The sequence below is a fragment of the Actinosynnema sp. NPDC023587 genome, from assembly GCF_040640215.1.
Lineage (GTDB): Bacteria > Actinomycetota > Actinomycetes > Mycobacteriales > Pseudonocardiaceae > Actinosynnema.
Genome location: NZ_JBFABG010000006.1, coordinates 291521 through 310459 on the forward strand (window position 1 = coordinate 291521; position 18939 = coordinate 310459).

Consider the following 18939-nt stretch of genomic DNA (forward strand, 5'->3'; position numbering starts at 1 on the left):
CGCTCGCCCGCTTCAGTGGACTGCGAGCAGTCGCCCGCCCCACAGACCGCCCAGCCGAACGCTGTGGCCGAACGCCCTGGCCGAACGCCCTGGCCGACCGCTTCAGTGGACTGCGAGCAGGTGGATGTCGGTCACGCGCAGCGGTCGGCCGGCCAGATCGCCGCCGGTCCACCGGGGGTCGGTCCCGCTCCACGACACCGACCCGCAGTTCAGCGCCACGGTCGTCTCGTGCGCGGTCGGCGTGCCCGGGAACGCCAGGGTCGTCCGCACCTCCGCGCCACCTCCCGGCACGTTCAGGAAGAACCGCTCCCGCACCACGTCGAGCAACCCGTCGAGCCTCAGCTCCGCACCGTCCCCACTGTTTCCGCTGTTTCCGCTGTCCCCGCCAGCCGCGCCATCCGCGCCAGCCGCACCGGCAGCGCCGGTCAGGCGGCACGAGTCGACCACGCTCACCTTCGCCGTGAGCGCGCTCCGGTTCACCGCCGACACCGTCACCTTGGTGAAGTTGTCGGTCACCTCCACCCGCTCCACCGTGACCTCCACCGGTCCCACGTGGCCGCCGACCGGCGTGGCAAGTCGTTGCGCCAGCACGGTTTCGTGGGCGGTCACCCGGTCGGTCAACGCCGCGATCAGGTACGCGACCGCACCCCCGACCACGAGCAGCAGGAACGCCGCCCGCACCAGCGGTCCCGGGCCGGTGCCGCGCGTCCGGACCTCCGGCAGCTCGCGCAGCAGGTGCACGATCAGCGGCACCGCGCCCAGCGCGACCGCCAGACCCGCCGTCATCAGCGGGGTCAGAGTAGGCTCGACCACTTTCGCGACCGCCGTCACCGCCAGCACGAGCACCAGGCACAGCACGACCCGCCCGGTCGTCAGGAACCTCGGCCGCCGCCGGGGCGGTGGGCCGGTCCGGCGCGCCGACGCCCGACGCGGCTCGGGGGGCGGTTCCCGCCGCAACGGCCGGTGGCCGCGTCCCGCCCGGTCCTGGGAAGTGCTCATCGCGCCCCCAACACTCGTGTCGCGCCACGTGGCCCCCCAGCGTGCACACCGGTGATCGATCCGGCCCGACCACACGCCGGGAATCCACTCGGACGGGGGACGGAACGGGCCGGGCAGCCGCGCGCCTGCCCGGCCCGTCCGCGTTCACCGCTCCCGCGCACCGCCGCCTACGGGCAGGCCTTCCAGGCGAAGTGGTAGGTCGTCTTCAGGCTGGCGTCGGTCGAGTCCATCGCCATGAAGCTGGTGGCCCGGGTGCCGGACGTGCCGGCGTTGACTCTCAGCTCGGTGTTGATGTTGAAGTTCCGCTTCTCCCCGCACGGCGCGTAGGCGACCGCCCCGATCGGGACCTCGTCGTCGGCTTCCCAGTTGTCGTCGAGCGGGCCGTTCCAGGAGTGCGACTTGTAGGTCGTCTCGGACATCCCCTGGAAGTAGTAGTTCGCCTTCTCGGTACCGGACGCGCCCCGCTCCAGCTTGCCGAAGCCCCGGTAGTCGGCCTTGGCGATGCCGTAGGTGAAGCCCTGCGGCACGTGGACCTCCAGGTTGAGCTGGCAGTTCTTCCGGAAGTCCGCCGGTCCGGCACCCGGCCCGACCTTGGCCAGGTACTCGCTGTAGGTCACGGTGAACGCCTGGCGGTCGTCCGAGACCGCGACGGCCGCGGTGCCGGGCTTGCAGCCCGAGCCGTTGACGGTCAGCAGCTTCACGTAGATCACGCCGGGAGGCGGCGCATCGTCACCGGGCGCACCTCCGGGGGGAAAGATGATCGCTGTCGAAGCCAGGGCGGCCGCAGCCACGAAGTTGAGCATGAATGCACCTTCCGACTAGTTCCACGCGGCGGCGGCAGGAAATTGACGCTGAGCTCGCGGCGGCGGCCTGTCCGGAGGGATCAGCTACAGCGCTTCCAGGAGAAGTGGTACCGGGTGCCGGCGCTGCCGTCGGTCGAGTCCATCACGATGAAGCTCGTCCCGCGCGAATTACCGGCGTTGACCCGCAGTTCGGTGTTCACGTTGAGGATCTTGCGCTCGCCGCACGGCGCGAACACGATCGAACCCCATTCGGTGCTGTCCGTGGCCTGCCAGTTGTCGCTCTGCGGGCCGCGGAACGTGTGGCTCTTGCGCGTGGTGCCCGACTGGCCCTGGAAGTAGTAGCCGGCCTGCTCCAGGGCGCTCGCGCCGGGCTGGAGGTGCGCGAACCCGCGGTAGTCGGCCTGGGCCACCCCGTAGGTGAAACCCTGCGGGTAGTTGACCCGGAGTGCGAGCTGGCAGTTCTTCCGGAAGTCGGTCGGTTCGGTGTCCGCGCCGGCCTGGGCGAGGTAGGAGCTGTAGGTGACGGTGAACGAGGTCCGGTCGGGCGACGCGGCGACCGCCGTCGTGCCCGCCGGGCACCCCGAGCCGTTGACCGTGACGAGGTCGACCGTGACGTAGTCGGGCGGGGCCTCCGTCTGCACCACTCCGCCGGTGGGCACGAGCGCGGTCAATGCGAGGGCAGCCGCTGCCATTGTGGTCAGCATGAAGGGCCTTTCTGCTGCGTGGTGACGCGGCGGCGCGCTGGAAATGTAGCGCAGGAATCATGCCGCACGTTCCGCCAACCGGGTGGCGACCTTATTTCAAACGTCCGCCGATAGCCGGCGGAAATTCTCCACAACGTCGGATGACCACACCGCGCGAAACTCGTCACACCCGCAACAACACTTTTATCTAATACTGTCTCTCCCGTTCGGACGAAAAACCCGACACCGCGCCGGGAACATTCGACGACCGGCCTAGTCGGGGCGGGCCGCGACCACCCGTCGGATGAGTTCGACCATGTGGGCGCGCTCGCCCGGATCGAGGGCCTCGAACCACCGGGCTTCCCGGCCGTTCTGCCGGGGGAAGATCCCGGAGACCGCCGTGCGGCCCTCTTCGGTCAGCGCGACGAACACGACGCGCCGGTCCTGGTCGTCCCGGGTGCGTTCGACGAGCCCGGCCCGTTCCAACGTGTTGATCAGGTTGGACATGGCCGACCGGGTGGTGCCGGAGAGGTCGGCCAACCGGGCGGGCTGGGTGGGCCCGAGGATCCACAGCTTGAACATCAACCGGAACCCGGGCATGGTCCACCCCTGTTCGCGGTGCACCAGCGCCTCGTAGTCCGTGATCATCATGTACGCGAGGTGCAGCACGTTGTACGAGAGCCCGAACGCCTCCGCGTCACCGCCGCTCTCCGCGATCCGGTGCCGCGCGAACCGCTCGTAATCCTGCTCCGTCGCCACGTCCTCCGCGAGGGGGACCTCCTGCTCTGCCACCCGCGCATCCTCGCAGGGCAACCCGGTCAGCGGAACGCGAATGGGGCACACTTGCCGACGTGCTGGGAACAAGGCGGTTCGGCATCACGGCGGCGCTGGCGCTCGCCCTGGCCACCGCCGCCTCGGTGGCGGCCAGCTTCGACGTGGTCACCGGCGACGCCGCCGTGGCGCTGGACGACCTGGCGCAGCTCGCGACGGGCCTCTTCGCCACCGCCGCGTGCTGGTGGACCGCACGCGCGACCCGGGGCCCCGACCGGGCGTGGCGGGTCGTCATGGGCTTCGGGATGCTGGGCTGGTCGGTCGGCCAGTCGTTGTGGACCTGGTACCAGCTCGTCGAGGAGCGCGCGGTGCCGTCCCCGTCGCCGGCGGACGCGGGCTACCTGAGCATCGTCCCGTTCGCCTTCGTGGCCCTGCTGGTCATCGGCAGCCACCGCCGCTCGGAGAACCCGGACGCCCTGCTGGACCGCAGGTCGCGCAGCGCCCGCCTGGTCCTGCTGCTGGACGGCCTGATCGTGGTCGGTTCCCTGTTCCTGCTCACCTGGACGACGTCCCTGGGCGGTCTGGTGCAGGCGGGGAACCCGAGCACGGCGGCGTTCCTGGTGGCCATCGCCTACCCGCTCACGGACCTGGTCCTGCTGGTCATCGTGGTGGTGCTGAGCGCGGACCGGAAGGTCGTGCTGCGCCCCCAGCTACGCCTGCTGGGCCTGGGCCTGGTGGGCCTGGCGGCGTCGGACAGCGCCTTCGCCTACCTGGTCAGCATCCAGGCCCCCGAGGTGCCGCCGCTGGCCAACGCGGGCTTCGTCGTCGGTCCGGTGCTGATCGCCCTGGCGGCGCTGGTCCCGCCCGCGCACCACACCGCCCCGTCCAGGACCGCCCGGTCGTGGCAGTGGGCGTACCTGCTCATGCCGTACGTGCCCCTGCTGGTGAGCAGCGTGCTGGTGCTGCGCCGAACCCTCATCGGCGACCTGGCACCCCTGGACGGCGTGGAGATCGCCTGCGGTTTCACGGTGTTCGTCGCGGTGATCCTGCGCCAGTTGACGACCATCGTGGACAACACCACCCTGGCCGCCCTGCTGCGGGAGTCCGAACACGTCCTGGCCCACCAGGCGCAGCACGACCCGTTGACCGGCCTGGCCAACCGCGCGCTGTTCGAACGACGACTGGACCAGGCGATGGCCGCCCACCACGAGGACGGCACGCCCTTCGGCCTCCTGTTCGTGGACCTGGACGACTTCAAGTCGGTCAACGACCAGTCCGGCCACGCCCAGGGTGACGCGGTGCTGGAGCAGGTGGCCCAACGCCTGCGGAAGTGCATCAGGGACACCGACGTGGTGGCCCGCCTGGGCGGCGACGAGTTCGGCGTGCTGGTCAAAGGCGTGGAAGAACCGGAGAAGGTGGCTTTCCGGATCTTGGACGCGCTCGGCGAGGACATCAGCGCCAGCGTGGGGGTGGTGGTCTGCGCGAGCCCGGACCCGGAGGACACCGCGCAGTCGGTGCTGAACCGGGCCGACAAGGCCATGTACGAAGCGAAGCGCGACGGCGGCCGAGGTCTGGTGATCCACCCCTGAGCGCTCGGGCACCGTCCGCGACCAGCCGGGGTCCGGCCGGGACGAGCGCCGCCACCAGCGCCCTGCTCCCTCAGCGCTTGGGCACGAACGCGTAGACGCTGGCCGGTGACCCCGATCCCCGTCGGTTGACCGTGCCGCCGACCAGCAGGTAGGCCCCGGTCTCCGGCAACCGCCCCAGGTTGGCCAGGATCTCCAGGCTGATCCGGTGTTCCCGGTAGAGCAGTTTCGACACCGCGTAGGAGGTGTCCAACGCCGATTCGGGGCTGAACGTGTCGGTCCCGAGCGCTCCACGGCGGCCCAGCCGCCCGGTGCGCACCAGCCACCGCACGGCTTCCAGCGAGAACCCCGGCTGGTGCATCTGGCCGGACTCGTCGTGGTTGAAGAACGCGGGTGTCCCCCACCTGTCCTCCCAGCCGGTCCACAGCACCACCGCCGCCTCCTGGGGGATGCGGCCGTGCCGCCGTTCCCAGCGCTGGAGGTCGGCGACGCCGACCTCGTAGTCGGCGTTCCGCCGGGCCTGCTCGCGCACGTCGATCTTCACCGCCGGCAGGAAGAGGTCCTCGGCGTCCAGCTCGTCCGCGTGGGGCTGGTCCTCGTTGAAGTGCGCCGGCGCGCCCCAGTGGGTCCCGGTGTGCTCGCCCTGGCGCACGTACTGGAGGTAGAAGCCGTCGTCCGGGACGGTCGTCACGGTCTCCATGGTGAACGCCGGGTCTCCCGGGTAGACGTTCGTCCGCCCCGGGTCGTTGACGTGCGCCAGGTTCACCAGCCGGTAGCCCCGCAACGGCGAGCCGACACCGCTCGACGAACCGGTACCACCCGATGAACCCGCTTCGCCACCCACGGCGGCCCCAGCTCCGGTGAACATGCCGCCCACTGTAGAAATCACGCCCGCGAGCATCGACCGCCTGCGCACTGTCGGCCACTCCTCCGCCTAGCTGTCACCCGATCCGGGCAACCTTAACCGCTGGCCGATCACATAACGATGATCTGCCGGACGGTTTCCCCGGAGGCCGAACGGGCGCACCGGTCCTTCACCGCACCCGTTCCGCACGCCCTGTCACCAGCTTCGACACGGGCAGCAACCCCCAACCGGCGCGGCGAGCGCGCCCACCCGCACCCCCGGCGGTCCGGTGCCGGCGGGATCGACCCCTCGCGCCCGGACGGGCCAGTGGAAATCCGGTGTCGCGTTCGACCGCCGGCGTCGGTTTCGTCCGGCGATTCGCCCGCCGTCACCCGGACGGGTACCGGTCTCATCCTGATGCGCATCACTCGATCGTGCGGTCTTACGAAGCGGCACCCACGATTTGATCGACATCACATCCCGCGCCGGCGCAACCCCACACACCCACCTGGCTACCGCTGTGTGATCGGACGGAGCAACGTCCGCACACTCCGCACCCCTCCGCGCCCCCGTCCGGCACCACCAGGACGATCATTCGGCCAAAGAATCCCGGTGCGGTACCGCGAAAGCCTTCCTCCTGATGGATGATCTTCAAGCCGCAGATCGGCGGTATGCAGACCGGAATGACAACAAACCCCGGCGTCAACAGCACCTTCAGGTGAATTTTATTAGCCCAGTAGAGGTACAAATTCCAAGTGACCACGAATGGCCCCCCTAACGCCGCGCAAGTTCACCCGTAATTGCTTGCGAGGCCCACGACCTGTACTCCGCGTATACCAATGCCCTCCGAATAGCTCTATGGAAGGTCGCCGTGTTGGCCGCTTCCCGCTGCGCATTCGGCGTCACTACCGTCAATCCGGCCCAACGAACGAATCCGATTGGCGGTGTGAGTGGTGACTGTGACCGATGCGGACGTGGACACCGATCGGCCCAGGCTGAGCCTCGGCACGGCGGCGGCGCGGAACCTGGCCACGACGACCAAGTCCGTCCCGCAGATGCAGGGCATCACCTCGCGGTGGCTGCTCAAGGTGCTCCCCTGGGTGCAGGCCGCCGGTGGCGCCTACCGCGTCAACCGCAGGCTCAGCTACGCGATCGGCGACGGCCGGCTGACGTTCACCAACACCGGCGCGGAGGTGCAGGTCATCCCGCAGGAGCTGACCGAGCTCCCGCTGTTGCGCGGCTACGACGACGTCGAGGCGCTGGCCGCGCTGGCCGGCCGGTTCCGCCAGCACGAGTACGCCCCCGGCGACGTCATCGTCGAGGCGGGCGGCCCGCAGGACCAGGTCTTCCTGATCGCCCACGGCAAGGTCAACAAGATCGGCCGGGGCGAGTACGGCGACCACACCGTGCTCGGCGTGCTGGCCAACGGCGACTACTTCGGCGACCAGGTGCTCGCCGGGCCGCAGGCCGAGTGGGACTTCACCGTCAAGGCGGTCACGCCGGTCATCGCGCTCACCCTGAGCTGGTCGGACTTCGAGACCCTCAACGGCAACGCGGGCGGCCTGCGCGCGCACATCCAGCGCGGGCTCGCGGGCGGCGCGCAGCGCCAGAACGCGCACGGCGAAGCCGAGATCGACATCGCGTCCGGGCACGAGGGCGAACCGGACCTGCCCGGCACGTTCGTGGACTACGAGCTGGCCCCGCGCGAGCTGGAGCTCAGCGTCGCGCAGACGGTGCTGAAGGTGCACAGCCGCGTCGCGGACCTCTACAACCAGCCGATGAACCAGGTCGAGCAGCAGTTGCGGTTGACCATCGAGGCCCTGCGCGAGCGCCAGGAGTACGAGATGGTCAACAACCGGGAATTCGGGTTGTTGCACAACGCCGACCTCAAGCACCGCATCCACACCCGCTCCGGCCCGCCGACCCCGGACGACCTCGACGAGCTGCTGGGCGTGGTGTGGAAGGAGCCGACCGCGTTCCTGGCGCACCCGAGGGTGATCGCGGCGATCGGCCGGGAGTTCACCAAGCGCGGCATCTACCCGTCCAGCGTGGACATCAACGGCCACCAGGTGCCCGCGTGGCGCGGTGTCCCGATCCTGCCCTGCGGCAAGATCGGGATCAGCAAGAACCGCACCAGCTCGATCATGCTGCTCCGCGCCGGCGAGCAGAACCAGGGCGTCATCGGGCTGCACCAGACGGGCCTGCCCGACGAGTACCAGCTCGGCCTGAGCGTGCGGTTCATGGGCATCGACGAGAAGGCGATCATCTCCTACCTGGTCAGCGCGTACTACTCGGCGGCGATCCTGGTGCCCGACGCGCTCGGCGTGCTCGAACACGTCGAACTCGGCCGTGAGGACTGAGCACCACCCCGCGACGACGGCCGGCCGTCGTCCAGCGGAGATCCGCGAAGGCAACCCCCACGACGAGACAGGACACCTGACGTGACCGTGATCGACCCCGGCCCCATCGCGGAAGAGGCCGAGCAGCGGCAGAGCCTGAGCACGGCGGGCGCGCGGAACCTGGCCACCACGACCAAGTCCGCACCGCAGATGCAGGGCATCTCGCCCCGGTGGCTGCTGCGCAAACTCCCCTGGGTGCAGACCCAGGCCGGCACCTACCGGGTCAACCGGCGGCTCAGCTACGCGGTGGGCGACGGCCGGGTGACCTTCACCAGCACCGGGGCGGACATCCGCGTCATCCCGCAGGAGCTGCGGGAACTGCCCGCGCTGCGGGACTTCCCGGACGACGGGGTGCTGACCGCCCTGGCGGCCCGGTTCGAGCAGCGCGAGTACGCGCCCGGCGACGTGGTGGTCCAGGCGGGAGGGCGGGCCGACGAGGTCTTCCTGATCGCGCACGGCAAGGTGCACCGGATCGGCGAGGGCGAGTACGGCGACCAGTCCGTGCTGGACACCCTCGCCAACGGCGACCACTTCGGCGACGAGGTGCTCACCGACGAGGACGTCGAGTGGGACTTCACCGTCAAGGCGGTGACGCCGGTGATCGTGCTGGTGCTGTCGCGGCTCGCGCTGCGGCAGCTCAACGGCCACGCCGACGCGCTGCGCACGCACATCGAGCAGGTGGCGCGCAGCCAGGGCAAGCCGCAGAACAAGCACGGCGAGGCGGCGATCGAGGTCGCGTCGGGCCACGAGGGCGAACCCGACCTGCCGACCACGTTCGTGGACTACGAGATCGCGCCGCGCGAGTACGAGCTCAGCGTGGCGCAGACCGTGCTGCGGGTGCACTCCCGCGTCGCGGACCTCTACAACCAGCCGATGAACCAGACCGAGCAGCAGTTGCGGTTGACCGTCGAGGCCCTGCGCGAGCGCCAGGAGTACGAGATGATCAACAACCGCGAGATCGGCCTGCTGCACAACGCCGACCTCAAGCAGCGCATCCACACCCGCTCCGGTCCGCCGACCCCGGACGACATGGACGACCTGCTCAGCAGGCGGCGCAAGACGGCGTTCTTCCTGGCCCACCCGAGGGCCATCGCCGCGCTCGGCCGGGAGGCGTCCAAGCGCGGCATCTACCCCGGCACGGTCGACGTGGACGGCACGCACGTCACGACGTGGCGCGGGGTGCCGATCCTGCCGTCGAACAAGATCCCGATCACCGCCCGGGGCACCAGCTCGATCCTGGCGATGCGGGTGGGCGAGCAGGACGGCGGGGTGATCGGGCTGCACCAGACCGGCATCCCCGACGAGTTCCAGCCGGGCCTGAACGTCCGGTTCATGGGCATCGACGAGAAGGCGATCATCTCCTACCTGGTCAGCGCGTACTACTCGGTGGCCGTGCTGGTGCCCGACGCCCTGGGCGTGCTGGAGCACGTGGAGATCGGCCGCTACTGACCGAGGCGGCGCGGTCGGGTCCGCCCGACCGCCCGCCGCCCCCGCCGGTCCGCCCGCCCCGAACGCCGGACCGCCGGGCACGGCGCGCACCACGTCCCGCGCGCCGCGAAGAGCACCCACCGCACGATCCCGCGCACCTTCCGCTCGGCGCATCCAGTGACCAGCCGGGCGCATCCCCCGACCAGCCGGGCGCTTTCCCCGAAGGAGTTCCGCCGATGACCGACCTGGACGTCACCACCGCGCACCGATCCGCGCGCGAGGTGCTGAGCTGGAGCCGCGCCGGCGTGGACCCGGCGCTGCGCACGGCGGTGGACCGGCTGCCCGACTCGATGCGGGTCATCGCGGGCTACCACCTCGGGTGGTGGGACGAGCACGGCCACCCGACCGGCGCGGACCCCGGCAAGGCGCTGCGCCCCGCGCTGGCGCTGCTCAGCGCGCAGGCCGTGGGCGGCACCGCCGCGATCGCCCTGCCCGCCGCCGTGGCGGTGGAGCTGGTGCACAACTTCTCGCTGCTGCACGACGACGTCATGGACGGCGACGCGACCCGCCGGCACCGGCCGACCGCGTGGACCGTGTTCGGCGTGAACGCCGCGATCCTGGCCGGTGACGCGCTGCTCACGCAAGCCCTGGACGTGCTCGCGAGCAGCGGCCACCCGGCCGCCGTGCAGGCGATCCGGGTGCTGGCCGCCGCGACCCAGCGGCTCAACGACGGGCAGGCCGCCGACCTCGCGTTCGAGGAGCGCGGTGACGTGCGGCTCGACGAGTGCGTGCGGATGGCGCAGAACAAGACGGCCGGCCTGATCGGCGCGGCGTGCGCGGTGGGCGCGCTGTTCGGCGGCGGCACGGCCGAGCAGGTCGAGCAGCTGCGGCTGTTCGGCGAGCACGTGGGCCTGGCGTTCCAGTTCGCCGACGACCTGCTGGGCATCTGGGGAGACCCGGCGGTGACCGGCAAGCCGGTGTTCTCCGACCTGCACAACCGCAAGAAGTCGCTGCCCGTGGTGGCGGCGCTGAACTCCGACACCAAGGCCGGGCGGGCGCTCGACGGGCTGTACCACACCGACGGTCAGCTCACCGGTGCCGAGCTGGTGCGGGCGGCCGGGCTGATCGAGGCGTCCGGGGCGCGCGAGTGGAGCCTGGGTCGGGCGGAGGACCTGCTGACGCAGGCCCGCGCGCACCTGCGGGCGGCCGAGCCCGTGACGCGGGCGGCGCGCGAGCTGGACGCCCTGGCGGGGATCGCCACGCGCCGGGACCACTGACCGCTCCCCCCTTCACACCCGACATCTCCCGCTGTGGCACCGCCGCGGCGTCTTCGCGGTCTGCCACCGCGAGGACGCCGCGCGGTGGCGCGGCGCTGCCGTGGCACGTCGACAAGCCGTACGTCTCAACAGACCCGCTGAGTCAGGAGCCAGGCATGGCCCTTCCCGTTGTGCTGCTCGCCTCGCCCCGGTCGTTCTGCGCCGGGGTCGAGCGGGCCGTGGAGATCGTGGAACACCTGCTCGAACAGCGCGGCGGTCCGATCCACGTGCGCAAGCAGATCGTGCACAACACGCACGTGGTCGCCGGTCTGGAGGCGCGCGGCGCGGTGTTCGTGGACGAGTTGGACGAGGTGCCGGACGGCGCGACGGTGGTGTTCTCCGCGCACGGGGTGTCCCCGGCGGTGCGCGCCGAGGCCGCGCGGCGGGACCTGGCCGTGGTCGACGCGACCTGCCCGCTGGTGACCAAGGTGCACGCAGAAGCCCGCCGGTTCGTCGCGCGCGGCGACACGGTGGTGCTGATCGGGCACGCCGGGCACGAGGAGGTGGAGGGCACGCTGGGCGAGGCCCCGGACCGGATCGTGCTGGTGGCGACGGTGGAGGACGTGGCGCGGCTGGAGGTCGCGGACCCCGCGCGGGTGTCGTACCTGACGCAGACCACGCTGGCGGTGGACGAGACGACGGAGGTCGTGGCGGCGCTCAAGGCGAAGTTCCCGGCGTTGAGGGGTCCGGCGTCCGACGACATCTGCTACGCCACCACGAACCGGCAGGAAGCGGTGCGCGACGTGGCGCGGGACGCGGACCTGGTGCTCGTGGTCGGGTCGGCGAACTCGTCCAACTCGGTGCGGCTGGTGGAGCTCGCGCGCCGGCAGGGCACGCCCGCACACCTGATCGACGACGTGTCGGAGATCCGGCCGGAGTGGCTGGACGGCGTGCGGGTGATCGGGCTCAGCGCCGGGGCGTCCGCACCGCCGGAGCTGGTGGACGAGGTGATCGAGGAGCTGGGTGCCTGGGACGTGCAGGTCCGCGAGACGACGCGGGAGACGATCACGTTCACCCTGCCCTCGGCGGTGAGGCCGCGATGAGCCTGCTGGAGGCCATCACCGGGCCCGGTGACGTGCGCGCGCTGCCGGCGTCGGCGCTGCCGGTGCTGGCGGCGGAGATCCGGCGGTTCCTGGTCGAGCACGTGTCCCGCGCGGGCGGGCACCTCGGGCCGAACCTGGGCGCGGTGGAGCTGACCATCGCGGTGCACCGGGTGTTCGACTCGCCGCAGGACGTGCTGCTGTTCGACACCGGGCACCAGGCGTACGTGCACAAGGTGCTCACCGGCCGGGCGGCCGAGTTCGAGACGCTGCGCCGGGCGGGCGGGCTGTCGGGGTACCCCTCGGCGGCCGAGTCGCCGCACGACGTGATCGAGAACTCGCACGCGTCGACGGCGCTGTCCTACGCGGACGGCGTGGCGAAGGGCCTGCGGCTCCGGGGGTCCGCGCGGCGGGTGGTGGCGATCGTCGGCGACGGCGCGCTGACCGGCGGGATGGCGTGGGAGGCGCTGAACAACCTGGCCGCCACCCGGAACCCGGTGGTGGTCGTGCTCAACGACAACGGCCGTTCCTACGCGCCGACCGTCGGCGGGCTCGGCACGCACCTGGCATCGTTGCGCGGCGGCCCGTCCGGCGGCCCCGGCGGCCCGGAGCGGCCGGAGCGGCACACGCTGTTCGAGGAACTCGGGTTGGCGTACCTCGGTCCGGTCGACGGGCACGACCCGGCGGAACTGGAGCACGCGCTCGGGGAGGCCGCCGCGCTGGGCCGCCCCGTGGTGGTGCACTGCGTGACCGACAAGGGCAAGGGGCACCCGCCCGCCGAGCTGGACGAGGCCGACCGCCGGCACGCGGTGTCCGCGACCGGGTCCAACGGCGGGCGCACCTGGACCGACGTGTTCGGCGCGGAGATCGCGGACATCGGCGAGGACCGGTCCGACGTGGTGTGCCTGACCGCCGCCATGCAGGGACCGACCGGGTTGGACGCGTTCGCCGCGCGGTTCCCGGAGCGGGTCTTCGACGTGGGCATCGCCGAGCAGCACGCGGTGACGTGCGCGGCGGGCCTGGCGATGGCCGGGCTGCACCCGGTGGTGGCGGTGTACTCGACGTTCCTCAGCCGGGCGCTCGACCAGGTGCTGCTGGACGTGGCGCTGCACCGGCTGCCGGTGACGTTCGTGCTCGACCGGGCCGGGGTGACCGGACCGGACGGGCCCAGCCACCACGGCATGTGGGACGCCTCGCTGCTGCCGGTCGTGCCCGGGTTGCGGCTGGCCGCGCCGCGCGACCCGGCCCGGCTGCGGGAACTGCTGCGCGAGGCCGTCGCGGTCACCGAGGGGCCGACCGCCCTGCGGTACCCGAAGGCGTCGGCGGGCGCGGACATCCCGGCGCTGCGCCGGATCGGCCGGTGCGACGTGCTGCGCGAGGAACCCGAGCCGGTCGGCCTGCTGGTGGCGGTCGGACCGATGGCGCGGGCGTGCCTGGAGGCCGCCGAGGAGCTCGCCGGCCACGGCGTCCCGGTCGACGTGGTCGACCCGCGCTGGATCGCCCCGCTGGACCCGGCGCTGGTCAAGCTGGCCGCCGCGCACCGGTTCGTGCTCGCCGTGGAGGACACCACCGCCACCGGTGCGCTCGGCGGACGGCTCGCGCAAGCGCTCGCGGCGCTCGGCGGGCCGACCCGGGTGGGCACGTTCGCGCTGCCCTCGAGCTTCCTGCCGCACGGGACGCGGGCCGAGATCCTGCGGGCGCACGGCCTCGACGCGGCCGGCATCACCACGACCGTCCTCAAGCGACTGGAGGAGCCCGGCGGCTGACCCCGGAGGTCGTTCGCGGTCCCCGGTGGCAATGCTCCTCGGGGAAAGCCGAGAATCCCTCCGGTATCGCCTCTGATCCGTTCTCGGGAGAATTCCCCGGTTCCGGGGATTCGAGGTCGACGTGGACGGGTCGGGGCGAAGGTCGGCGAGGTGGATAAGTCACCGTTCATTCGTGTTGGGTGTCGGTAGTTGTCGGTGGCCCCAACCCGGGGTGTCCATCTCGGTTCGAACGGCCGAACCTTGGGCGTCGGGAGTTGTGAGAGCGCTCCCCCGCGTTCTACCTTGGCTGACGGCCCGACCGGGCCTCGGCCGGGGATCGGTTCCGGCCGGGAGTGGCGCGAGGTTCGAGGTGAAGGTGAATCCGACACCCATCGGGTAATCCGGGGAATCGGTCGCCTGGAGCGCGTTCGCGACTCCGGACACCGGTGACGCCCGTCGGTCGGGTGATGATCCGACCGCTGCCCGCACGTTCGGCCACCCAAGGGAATCGATTAACCACGGTGTGTGGTGACGGACGTGCGTTGTCTCCCAAATTCCGCGAAAACCGCGACAGGAGCCCCTGTTGTTTGTAGGGTCTGGCGTCGGCGGTGACCCTCACCACAGCGTCGGCGTCCTCGCCCACACGGCCGAGAAGATCATCCCGACCGCTTGAGGAGCTGGTGGTGTCGACCTTCCGGGTGCGCCCCTACACCAGGACGGGCGGGCGTACCCGCTCCGCCACCACGCTCGCCATCGAGACCATCGTGACCACGAACGAGCGGGCGGCGTGGGACGCGCTGTCCTCCACGGCGGAACACCGGATCATCAGCGACCTGTGCCGGCACCCGCACTCGGTGGCCGAGGTGGCGGCGCGGCTGCGGCTCCCGCTGGGCGTGATCCGGGTGCTGCTCGCCGACATGTCGGACCTGTCGCTGATCAACGTGCACGAGCAGGACGAGGGCGGCGGGGACGGGCGGCCCTCGATCACGTTGATGGAACGGGTGCTGGCCGGGTTGCAGCGGATCTGACCGCGATCGACGGGAGACCGTCCGTCCGGTGTGGACGGTGGCACGTCAGGCGGTGGCGCGTCAGGCGGTGGGCAGGCGGATCAAGGTCGTGCCGTTCCCGGTGTCGCGGATCGAGAACTCCGTGATCTCGTGCCACCGCAGGCCCACCGAGGAGTGCAGCCGCAGCGGGTCTTCGTCCGCTGTGGACGCTCCGGTCGACCAGGAGGCCGCCACCGCGCTCTCGCCCGTGGCGGCGGTGGCCACCAGTTCGCAGCGGGTCGGACCCCGGACACCCGTCACCTCCAGGGACACCGACGTGCCCCAGGGTTCCGCCGTGGCGTCGAGCCGCGCCCTGACCCCCGTCGACTGGTCGGTCCCGGTGACGGTGCCGGAGGCGTCGGGGGCGTTCTTCGCCACCGCGGTCAGCCCCGCCACCGTCGGGGGCGGGCCGGCCTCCCCCGGTCCGCCCTTCGCGGTGCCGCCCGGGGAGGGCGACAAGGCGACCGTGGTCACGGCGGTCAGCACGATCAGCAGCACGGCCGCTGCGGCGGACAGCAGCAGCGCGGTGCGGCGGCGGCGGGCCCGGTCCTCGGTGACGGTGTCCAGCATCGCGCGGACCGAACGCCCGTCCGGGCGCTCCCCCGCGTTCGCGCGGAGCATGCCGTTCGCGTCGGCTTCGTCCAGCAGGTCCGGGAGGACGGCGAAATCGCGCAGGTCCAACGCGCAGCGCCGACACTGGGCGAGGTGGTTCTCGAAGGCGTCCACCTCGTCCTCGTCGAGGACCCCGAGGACGTACGCCGCCACGTCGACGTGGTCCGGCCGCGATGTCACCTGTCAGCCCCGATCCTGCAACGCCCGGCGCAGGGCGCGGAGTGCGTAGTACACCCTGGACTTCACCGTGCCCGGCGGCACCCCGAGCACCGCTGCGGCTTCCCCGACGGTCCGATCCCGCAGGTAGGTTTCGAGAATAGCCTCCCGGTGTTCCTCCGTCAGTCCGTTCATGGCCTCGGCGACCACGATGGCCGCCAGGGTGCGATCGGCTTCGTCCCGCACCGGGGCCTCGTCGGACGGGGTCAACTCCGACTCGCGCGGTCGGACGCTGCGCTTGCGCCGGTCGTCGATGACCAGGCGGCGGGCGACGGTGAACAGCCACGAGCGCAACAGGACCGGGTCCCGCTCCAGCTTCTCGGCGTTGCGCCAGGCCCGCACCAGCGTCTCCTGCACGATGTCTTCCGCCCACTGCCGGTCACTGCCGGTGAGCCGCATGGCATGCCCGAGCAGCGCACTGCCGAACTCCCGGTAGAGCCTGCGGATCAGCTCGTCTTCCAGGCCGAGTTCCGGTGGAACGTGATCTCTCCGGGGTTGAGTGCTGCGTCTGTGCCGCGCCACGCGATGCATCCAAGCGCGCGAACGGGTGAGAAGTCGAGAGGTTGGCGAAAGAAAAAGTCCCCGTTTCGTTGGGGAACCGTCACCGCAACGTGTCCGCACCTCCCGGTGTCCGCCCGTTCGACCGGGCCGGGACGGCGTTCTGCCGGACCGCGCTCCGGCACGGCCGGCGGGCGGCGGGCCGCGCGCCCGACCCCGGTGAGCCGGTGCGCGGGGGCCGTGTTTCGGTAATCCCGTGCACGAAGCATCCGGACCCCTGGCGCACGGCGGTGGAGTCACCGTCGTCGGCATCCCCGCCCGTGACGAGGCGCACACGGTCGGCGCGGTGGCCGCCACCGCCGACGACGGCCTGCACCGGGCGTTCCCGCACGGGACGAACGTCGTCGTGCTGGCCGAGAACGGCAGCACGGACGGGACGGTGGCGCGGTTCGCCGAGACGCCGTCGCGGGCGCGCAAGGTGGTCGTCTCCGCGCCGGGCGGCGGCACCGGCAAGGGCACGAACGTGTTCGCCGTGATGGAGCGGGCGCTGGAGCTGGCCGCCGATCGGGTGCTGCTGCTCGACGCCGACGTCCGCTCGGCCGAACCGGCGTGGGTCGGGCGGCTGGCGGACGCGGTGGCGGGTGCCGAGCCGGTGCTGGCGGTGCCCTCGTACCGGCGCGACCGGTACGAGGCGAACACGACGAACCACCTGGCGGGCCCGCTGCTGGCGGCGGTGTTCGGGGTGCACGTGCAGCAGCCGATCGGGGGCGAGTTCGCGTTCAACCGGGCTTTCCTGGAGCGGTCGCGGGGCTGGCCCCGGCCCGCGAGCGCCTCCCTGTACGGGATCGACGTGTGGCTGACCGCGAACGCGCTGCGCGAGCACGTGCGGGTGGTGGAGGTGCCGTTGGGGCGCAAGCTGCACAACTCGCCGTTCCCGAAGATCCTGCGGCTGCCCCAGCAGGTTCTCGACTCGTTGTTCCACGTCGTGCTGCGCACCGACCGGGTGCGCCCGGCGGTCCCGGGCGCGCCGGGCGCGCGGGCGGCGGTGGACGGCACGTCGGTGCGGCAGGACCCGGCGGTGGTGGCACGGGTGACGGCCTCGGTGGCGCGGTACCTGGCGGCGCACCGGGCCGACGTGCGGCGGTTGTTCCCGTCGGCGCGGGCGGTGGGAGCCGCGCCGTGGGGGCTGCGGGTGACCTCGGAGGACTGGCCGCACGTCCTGGCCGACGCGCTCGTCGCCGTGGCCGGCGGCCGGTTCGAGGCCGCGCGCGACCACCTGGTGGCGCTGTACGTGAACCGGGTGCTGACGTTCTGGGAGGAGATCGACGGGCTGACCGGCGGGGAGGTCGACCGGCTGTTGGACCGGCAGGCGGCGGCGACCGCGCGGGCGGTGCGGGAGCGGGGTGTCGTGCTGGGCGGCGCGACCGGACCGGACCGGTTCGACGTGCGGCACTGGGCGGGGTTCAACGGCGAGCCGGTGCCCGCCCGGTGACGACGTCGGGGCGAGCGGGGGGCTCGGACAGGTCGAACGCGCGGCAACGCGGTCCGCGACGACGTCCGCAGGGCCGTGACCACGCCTTCCCCGGCTGCGGTGACCACGCGCACGCCGAGTTCGGCGGCGGTCGGTCCCGGGTCCGGGCCGTCTCGCGGTATCCGATCACCCGAAACTCGATACCATGAGCCGGTGATCTTCCTCGGCATCATGCTCGCCGCGATCGGGGTGTCGACCCTGGTCTGGCGCGATGCCGACCTGATCGGTCTGCCGCCGGTCGCGGTCGGCACCGCGTTGCTCGTCCTGTCCGCCGGTTCCCTCGCGCTGGGCATCACGCGGCGCAAGCGCGCCCGGGTCGCGCGCGGCGAACCCGAACCGGTCGGCTCGGTGATCGACCGCGCGAAGGCGCTGCCCCGGCTGCTGCGGGCGCGCAAGGCGTACGGCCTGCCGACGACCCGGCTGGCGCAGTGGGGCTTCGCGCTCGTCTACCTGGTGTCGCCGTTCGACGTGCTGCCGGAGTTCCTGCCGCTCATCGGCGTGACCGACGACGCGGGCGTGGCGGTGTGGCTGCTCACCAGCCTGTCCACCGCCGCCGGCCAGTACCTGAGCTGGGAGCGGTCGAAGCAGCGGGACCGCCGGCCCTAGCGCGGCCGACGCGCCCACCCCCGCCGGACCGGCCGCCCCCAGGTCCTCGTCCGGGCCGGGCGACGGGCCGCGTCACGGCTTCCCAGGATGTGGGAGCTCCCGGACCCCCACCAGCAACGTGGTGATGGCCGCCATGATCCGCCCGGTCGCCTCGTCCAGCACCTGTTTGGTGGTCTCCAGCCCGTACAGGTCGGACAGGTCCACCGGCGCGCCCGCCACCACGTGCACCTTCGTCCACGGTCGCGGCACGAACCCGTCGGGCGGCAGCAGCCGCTGGGTGCCCCACTGCGCCACCGGCACCACCGGCGTGCGGGTCTCCAGCGCCAGCCGCGCCACGCCGTTCTTGCCGCGCATGGGCCACCCGTCGGGGTCGCTGGTGAACGTGCCCTCGGGGTAGACGATCACGCACTGGTCGTCGTCCAGCGACGTCCGGGCCGCGTCCAGCGCCCGCCCCGCGCGCGCCGTGCCCCGGTCGACCGGGATGTGCCGCCCGCCCGACATCACCCAGCCCAGGACCGGCACCTTCCACAGGCTCGCCTTCGCCAGGTAGCGCGGCACCCGCCCGGAGGCCAGGGTGAACGCGGTCAGCGTCACCGGGTCGGCGAACGACAGGTGGTTCGACGCCAGCAGCACCTTCCCCTCGCGCGGGACGTTCGCCCCGCCCGCCATCCGCATCCGCACGAACACGACGACGAACGGCCACAGCAGGTCGATCGCCACCGAGTACCAGAACCCCCTGCCGCGCCTGGGCAACCGCGCGGTCAACGACACCATCCGAGTGAAACTCACACCGGGATCTTCGGTCATCACCCCCGG

Annotated in this window: 17 protein-coding genes; 9 read left to right on the forward strand and 8 right to left on the reverse strand. The window is 71.9% G+C overall.

The annotated features are described in order from the left end of the window. Window positions 1-102: 102 nt before the first annotated feature. The 4 genes from AB0G01_RS19140 to AB0G01_RS19155 form a co-directional block, all read right to left on the reverse strand. Window positions 103-999, reverse strand: coding sequence for a hypothetical protein (locus AB0G01_RS19140; protein WP_360947150.1), 897 nt, complete (start codon window positions 997-999; stop codon window positions 103-105). Window positions 1000-1166: 167 nt separating this feature from the next. After that, window positions 1167-1802, reverse strand: coding sequence for a DUF4360 domain-containing protein (locus tag AB0G01_RS19145; protein ID WP_360947152.1), 636 nt, complete (start codon window positions 1800-1802; stop codon window positions 1167-1169). An 80-nt stretch (window positions 1803-1882) separates the two neighbouring features. Further along, complete coding sequence (locus tag AB0G01_RS19150) at window positions 1883-2506, reverse strand: DUF4360 domain-containing protein (RefSeq protein WP_360947154.1); 624 nt, start codon at window positions 2504-2506, stop codon at window positions 1883-1885. Between the two features lie 252 nt (window positions 2507-2758). Beyond that, window positions 2759-3277 (reverse strand): MarR family transcriptional regulator, encoded by a 519-nt coding sequence (locus tag AB0G01_RS19155; RefSeq protein ID WP_360947156.1) that lies wholly within the window; start codon window positions 3275-3277, stop codon window positions 2759-2761. A gap of 59 nt (window positions 3278-3336) precedes the next feature. On the opposite strand from AB0G01_RS19155, the gene AB0G01_RS19160 reads away from it, so the two are divergent. Continuing rightward, on the forward strand, window positions 3337-4845 hold the full coding sequence (locus AB0G01_RS19160) for a GGDEF domain-containing protein (RefSeq protein WP_360947158.1): 1509 nt from the start codon (window positions 3337-3339) through the stop codon (window positions 4843-4845). Window positions 4846-4915: 70 nt separating this feature from the next. Here the strand turns inward: AB0G01_RS19160 and AB0G01_RS19165 are convergent, their stop codons facing one another. Continuing rightward, window positions 4916-5710 carry a cyclase family protein gene (locus AB0G01_RS19165; protein ID WP_360947160.1) on the reverse strand — a complete coding sequence of 265 codons (795 nt, stop codon included), beginning with the start codon at window positions 5708-5710 and terminating at the stop codon, window positions 4916-4918. 929 nt (window positions 5711-6639) lie between these two features. Between AB0G01_RS19165 and AB0G01_RS19170 the strand changes: the two genes are divergently transcribed. The 6 genes from AB0G01_RS19170 (at window position 6640) to AB0G01_RS19195 (ending at window position 14642) form a co-directional block, all read left to right on the forward strand. After that, window positions 6640-8046: a family 2B encapsulin nanocompartment shell protein gene (locus AB0G01_RS19170; protein WP_360947162.1), complete on the forward strand. Its 1407-nt coding sequence runs from the start codon at window positions 6640-6642 to the stop codon at window positions 8044-8046. An 81-nt stretch (window positions 8047-8127) separates the two neighbouring features. Then, the gene (locus AB0G01_RS19175; RefSeq protein ID WP_360947164.1) at window positions 8128-9534 is read left to right on the forward strand and encodes a family 2B encapsulin nanocompartment shell protein; all 1407 of its coding nucleotides are present in this window, start codon (window positions 8128-8130) and stop codon (window positions 9532-9534) included. A gap of 215 nt (window positions 9535-9749) precedes the next feature. Beyond that, window positions 9750-10790 (forward strand): family 2 encapsulin nanocompartment cargo protein polyprenyl transferase, encoded by a 1041-nt coding sequence (locus AB0G01_RS19180; RefSeq protein WP_360947166.1) that lies wholly within the window; start codon window positions 9750-9752, stop codon window positions 10788-10790. Between the two features lie 155 nt (window positions 10791-10945). Further along, window positions 10946-11872, forward strand: a complete 927-nt coding sequence (gene ispH / locus AB0G01_RS19185; RefSeq protein WP_360947168.1) for a 4-hydroxy-3-methylbut-2-enyl diphosphate reductase — start codon at window positions 10946-10948, stop codon at window positions 11870-11872. Next, window positions 11869-13635 carry a 1-deoxy-D-xylulose-5-phosphate synthase gene (locus AB0G01_RS19190; RefSeq protein WP_360947170.1) on the forward strand — a complete coding sequence of 589 codons (1767 nt, stop codon included), beginning with the start codon at window positions 11869-11871 and terminating at the stop codon, window positions 13633-13635. Before ispH ends, AB0G01_RS19190 begins: the two co-directional genes overlap by 4 nt. Window positions 13636-14297: 662 nt before the next feature. Next, window positions 14298-14642 carry a DUF742 domain-containing protein gene (locus AB0G01_RS19195; protein ID WP_360947172.1) on the forward strand — a complete coding sequence of 115 codons (345 nt, stop codon included), beginning with the start codon at window positions 14298-14300 and terminating at the stop codon, window positions 14640-14642. A 60-nt stretch (window positions 14643-14702) separates the two neighbouring features. On the opposite strand, the gene AB0G01_RS19200 is transcribed toward AB0G01_RS19195, so the two are convergent. Further along, window positions 14703-15452 (reverse strand): zf-HC2 domain-containing protein, encoded by a 750-nt coding sequence (locus tag AB0G01_RS19200; RefSeq protein WP_360947174.1) that lies wholly within the window; start codon window positions 15450-15452, stop codon window positions 14703-14705. Window positions 15453-15455: 3 nt separating this feature from the next. Continuing rightward, complete coding sequence (locus tag AB0G01_RS19205) at window positions 15456-16019, reverse strand: sigma-70 family RNA polymerase sigma factor (RefSeq protein WP_360947176.1); 564 nt, start codon at window positions 16017-16019, stop codon at window positions 15456-15458. Between the two features lie 223 nt (window positions 16020-16242). Here AB0G01_RS19205 and AB0G01_RS19210 point away from each other — a divergent pair, with 223 nt between their 5' ends. Together AB0G01_RS19210 and AB0G01_RS19215 are read left to right on the forward strand one after the other, a co-directional pair. Then, the gene (locus AB0G01_RS19210; RefSeq protein ID WP_360947178.1) at window positions 16243-17478 is read left to right on the forward strand and encodes a family 2 glycosyl transferase; all 1236 of its coding nucleotides are present in this window, start codon (window positions 16243-16245) and stop codon (window positions 17476-17478) included. A gap of 192 nt (window positions 17479-17670) precedes the next feature. Next, window positions 17671-18123 carry a YkvA family protein gene (locus tag AB0G01_RS19215; RefSeq protein ID WP_360947180.1) on the forward strand — a complete coding sequence of 151 codons (453 nt, stop codon included), beginning with the start codon at window positions 17671-17673 and terminating at the stop codon, window positions 18121-18123. Between the two features lie 72 nt (window positions 18124-18195). Here AB0G01_RS19215 and AB0G01_RS19220 read toward each other — a convergent pair whose 3' ends face one another. Continuing rightward, the gene (locus AB0G01_RS19220) at window positions 18196-18897 is read right to left on the reverse strand and encodes a lysophospholipid acyltransferase family protein (RefSeq protein ID WP_360947394.1); all 702 of its coding nucleotides are present in this window, start codon (window positions 18895-18897) and stop codon (window positions 18196-18198) included. Window positions 18898-18939: the final 42 nt, after the last annotated feature.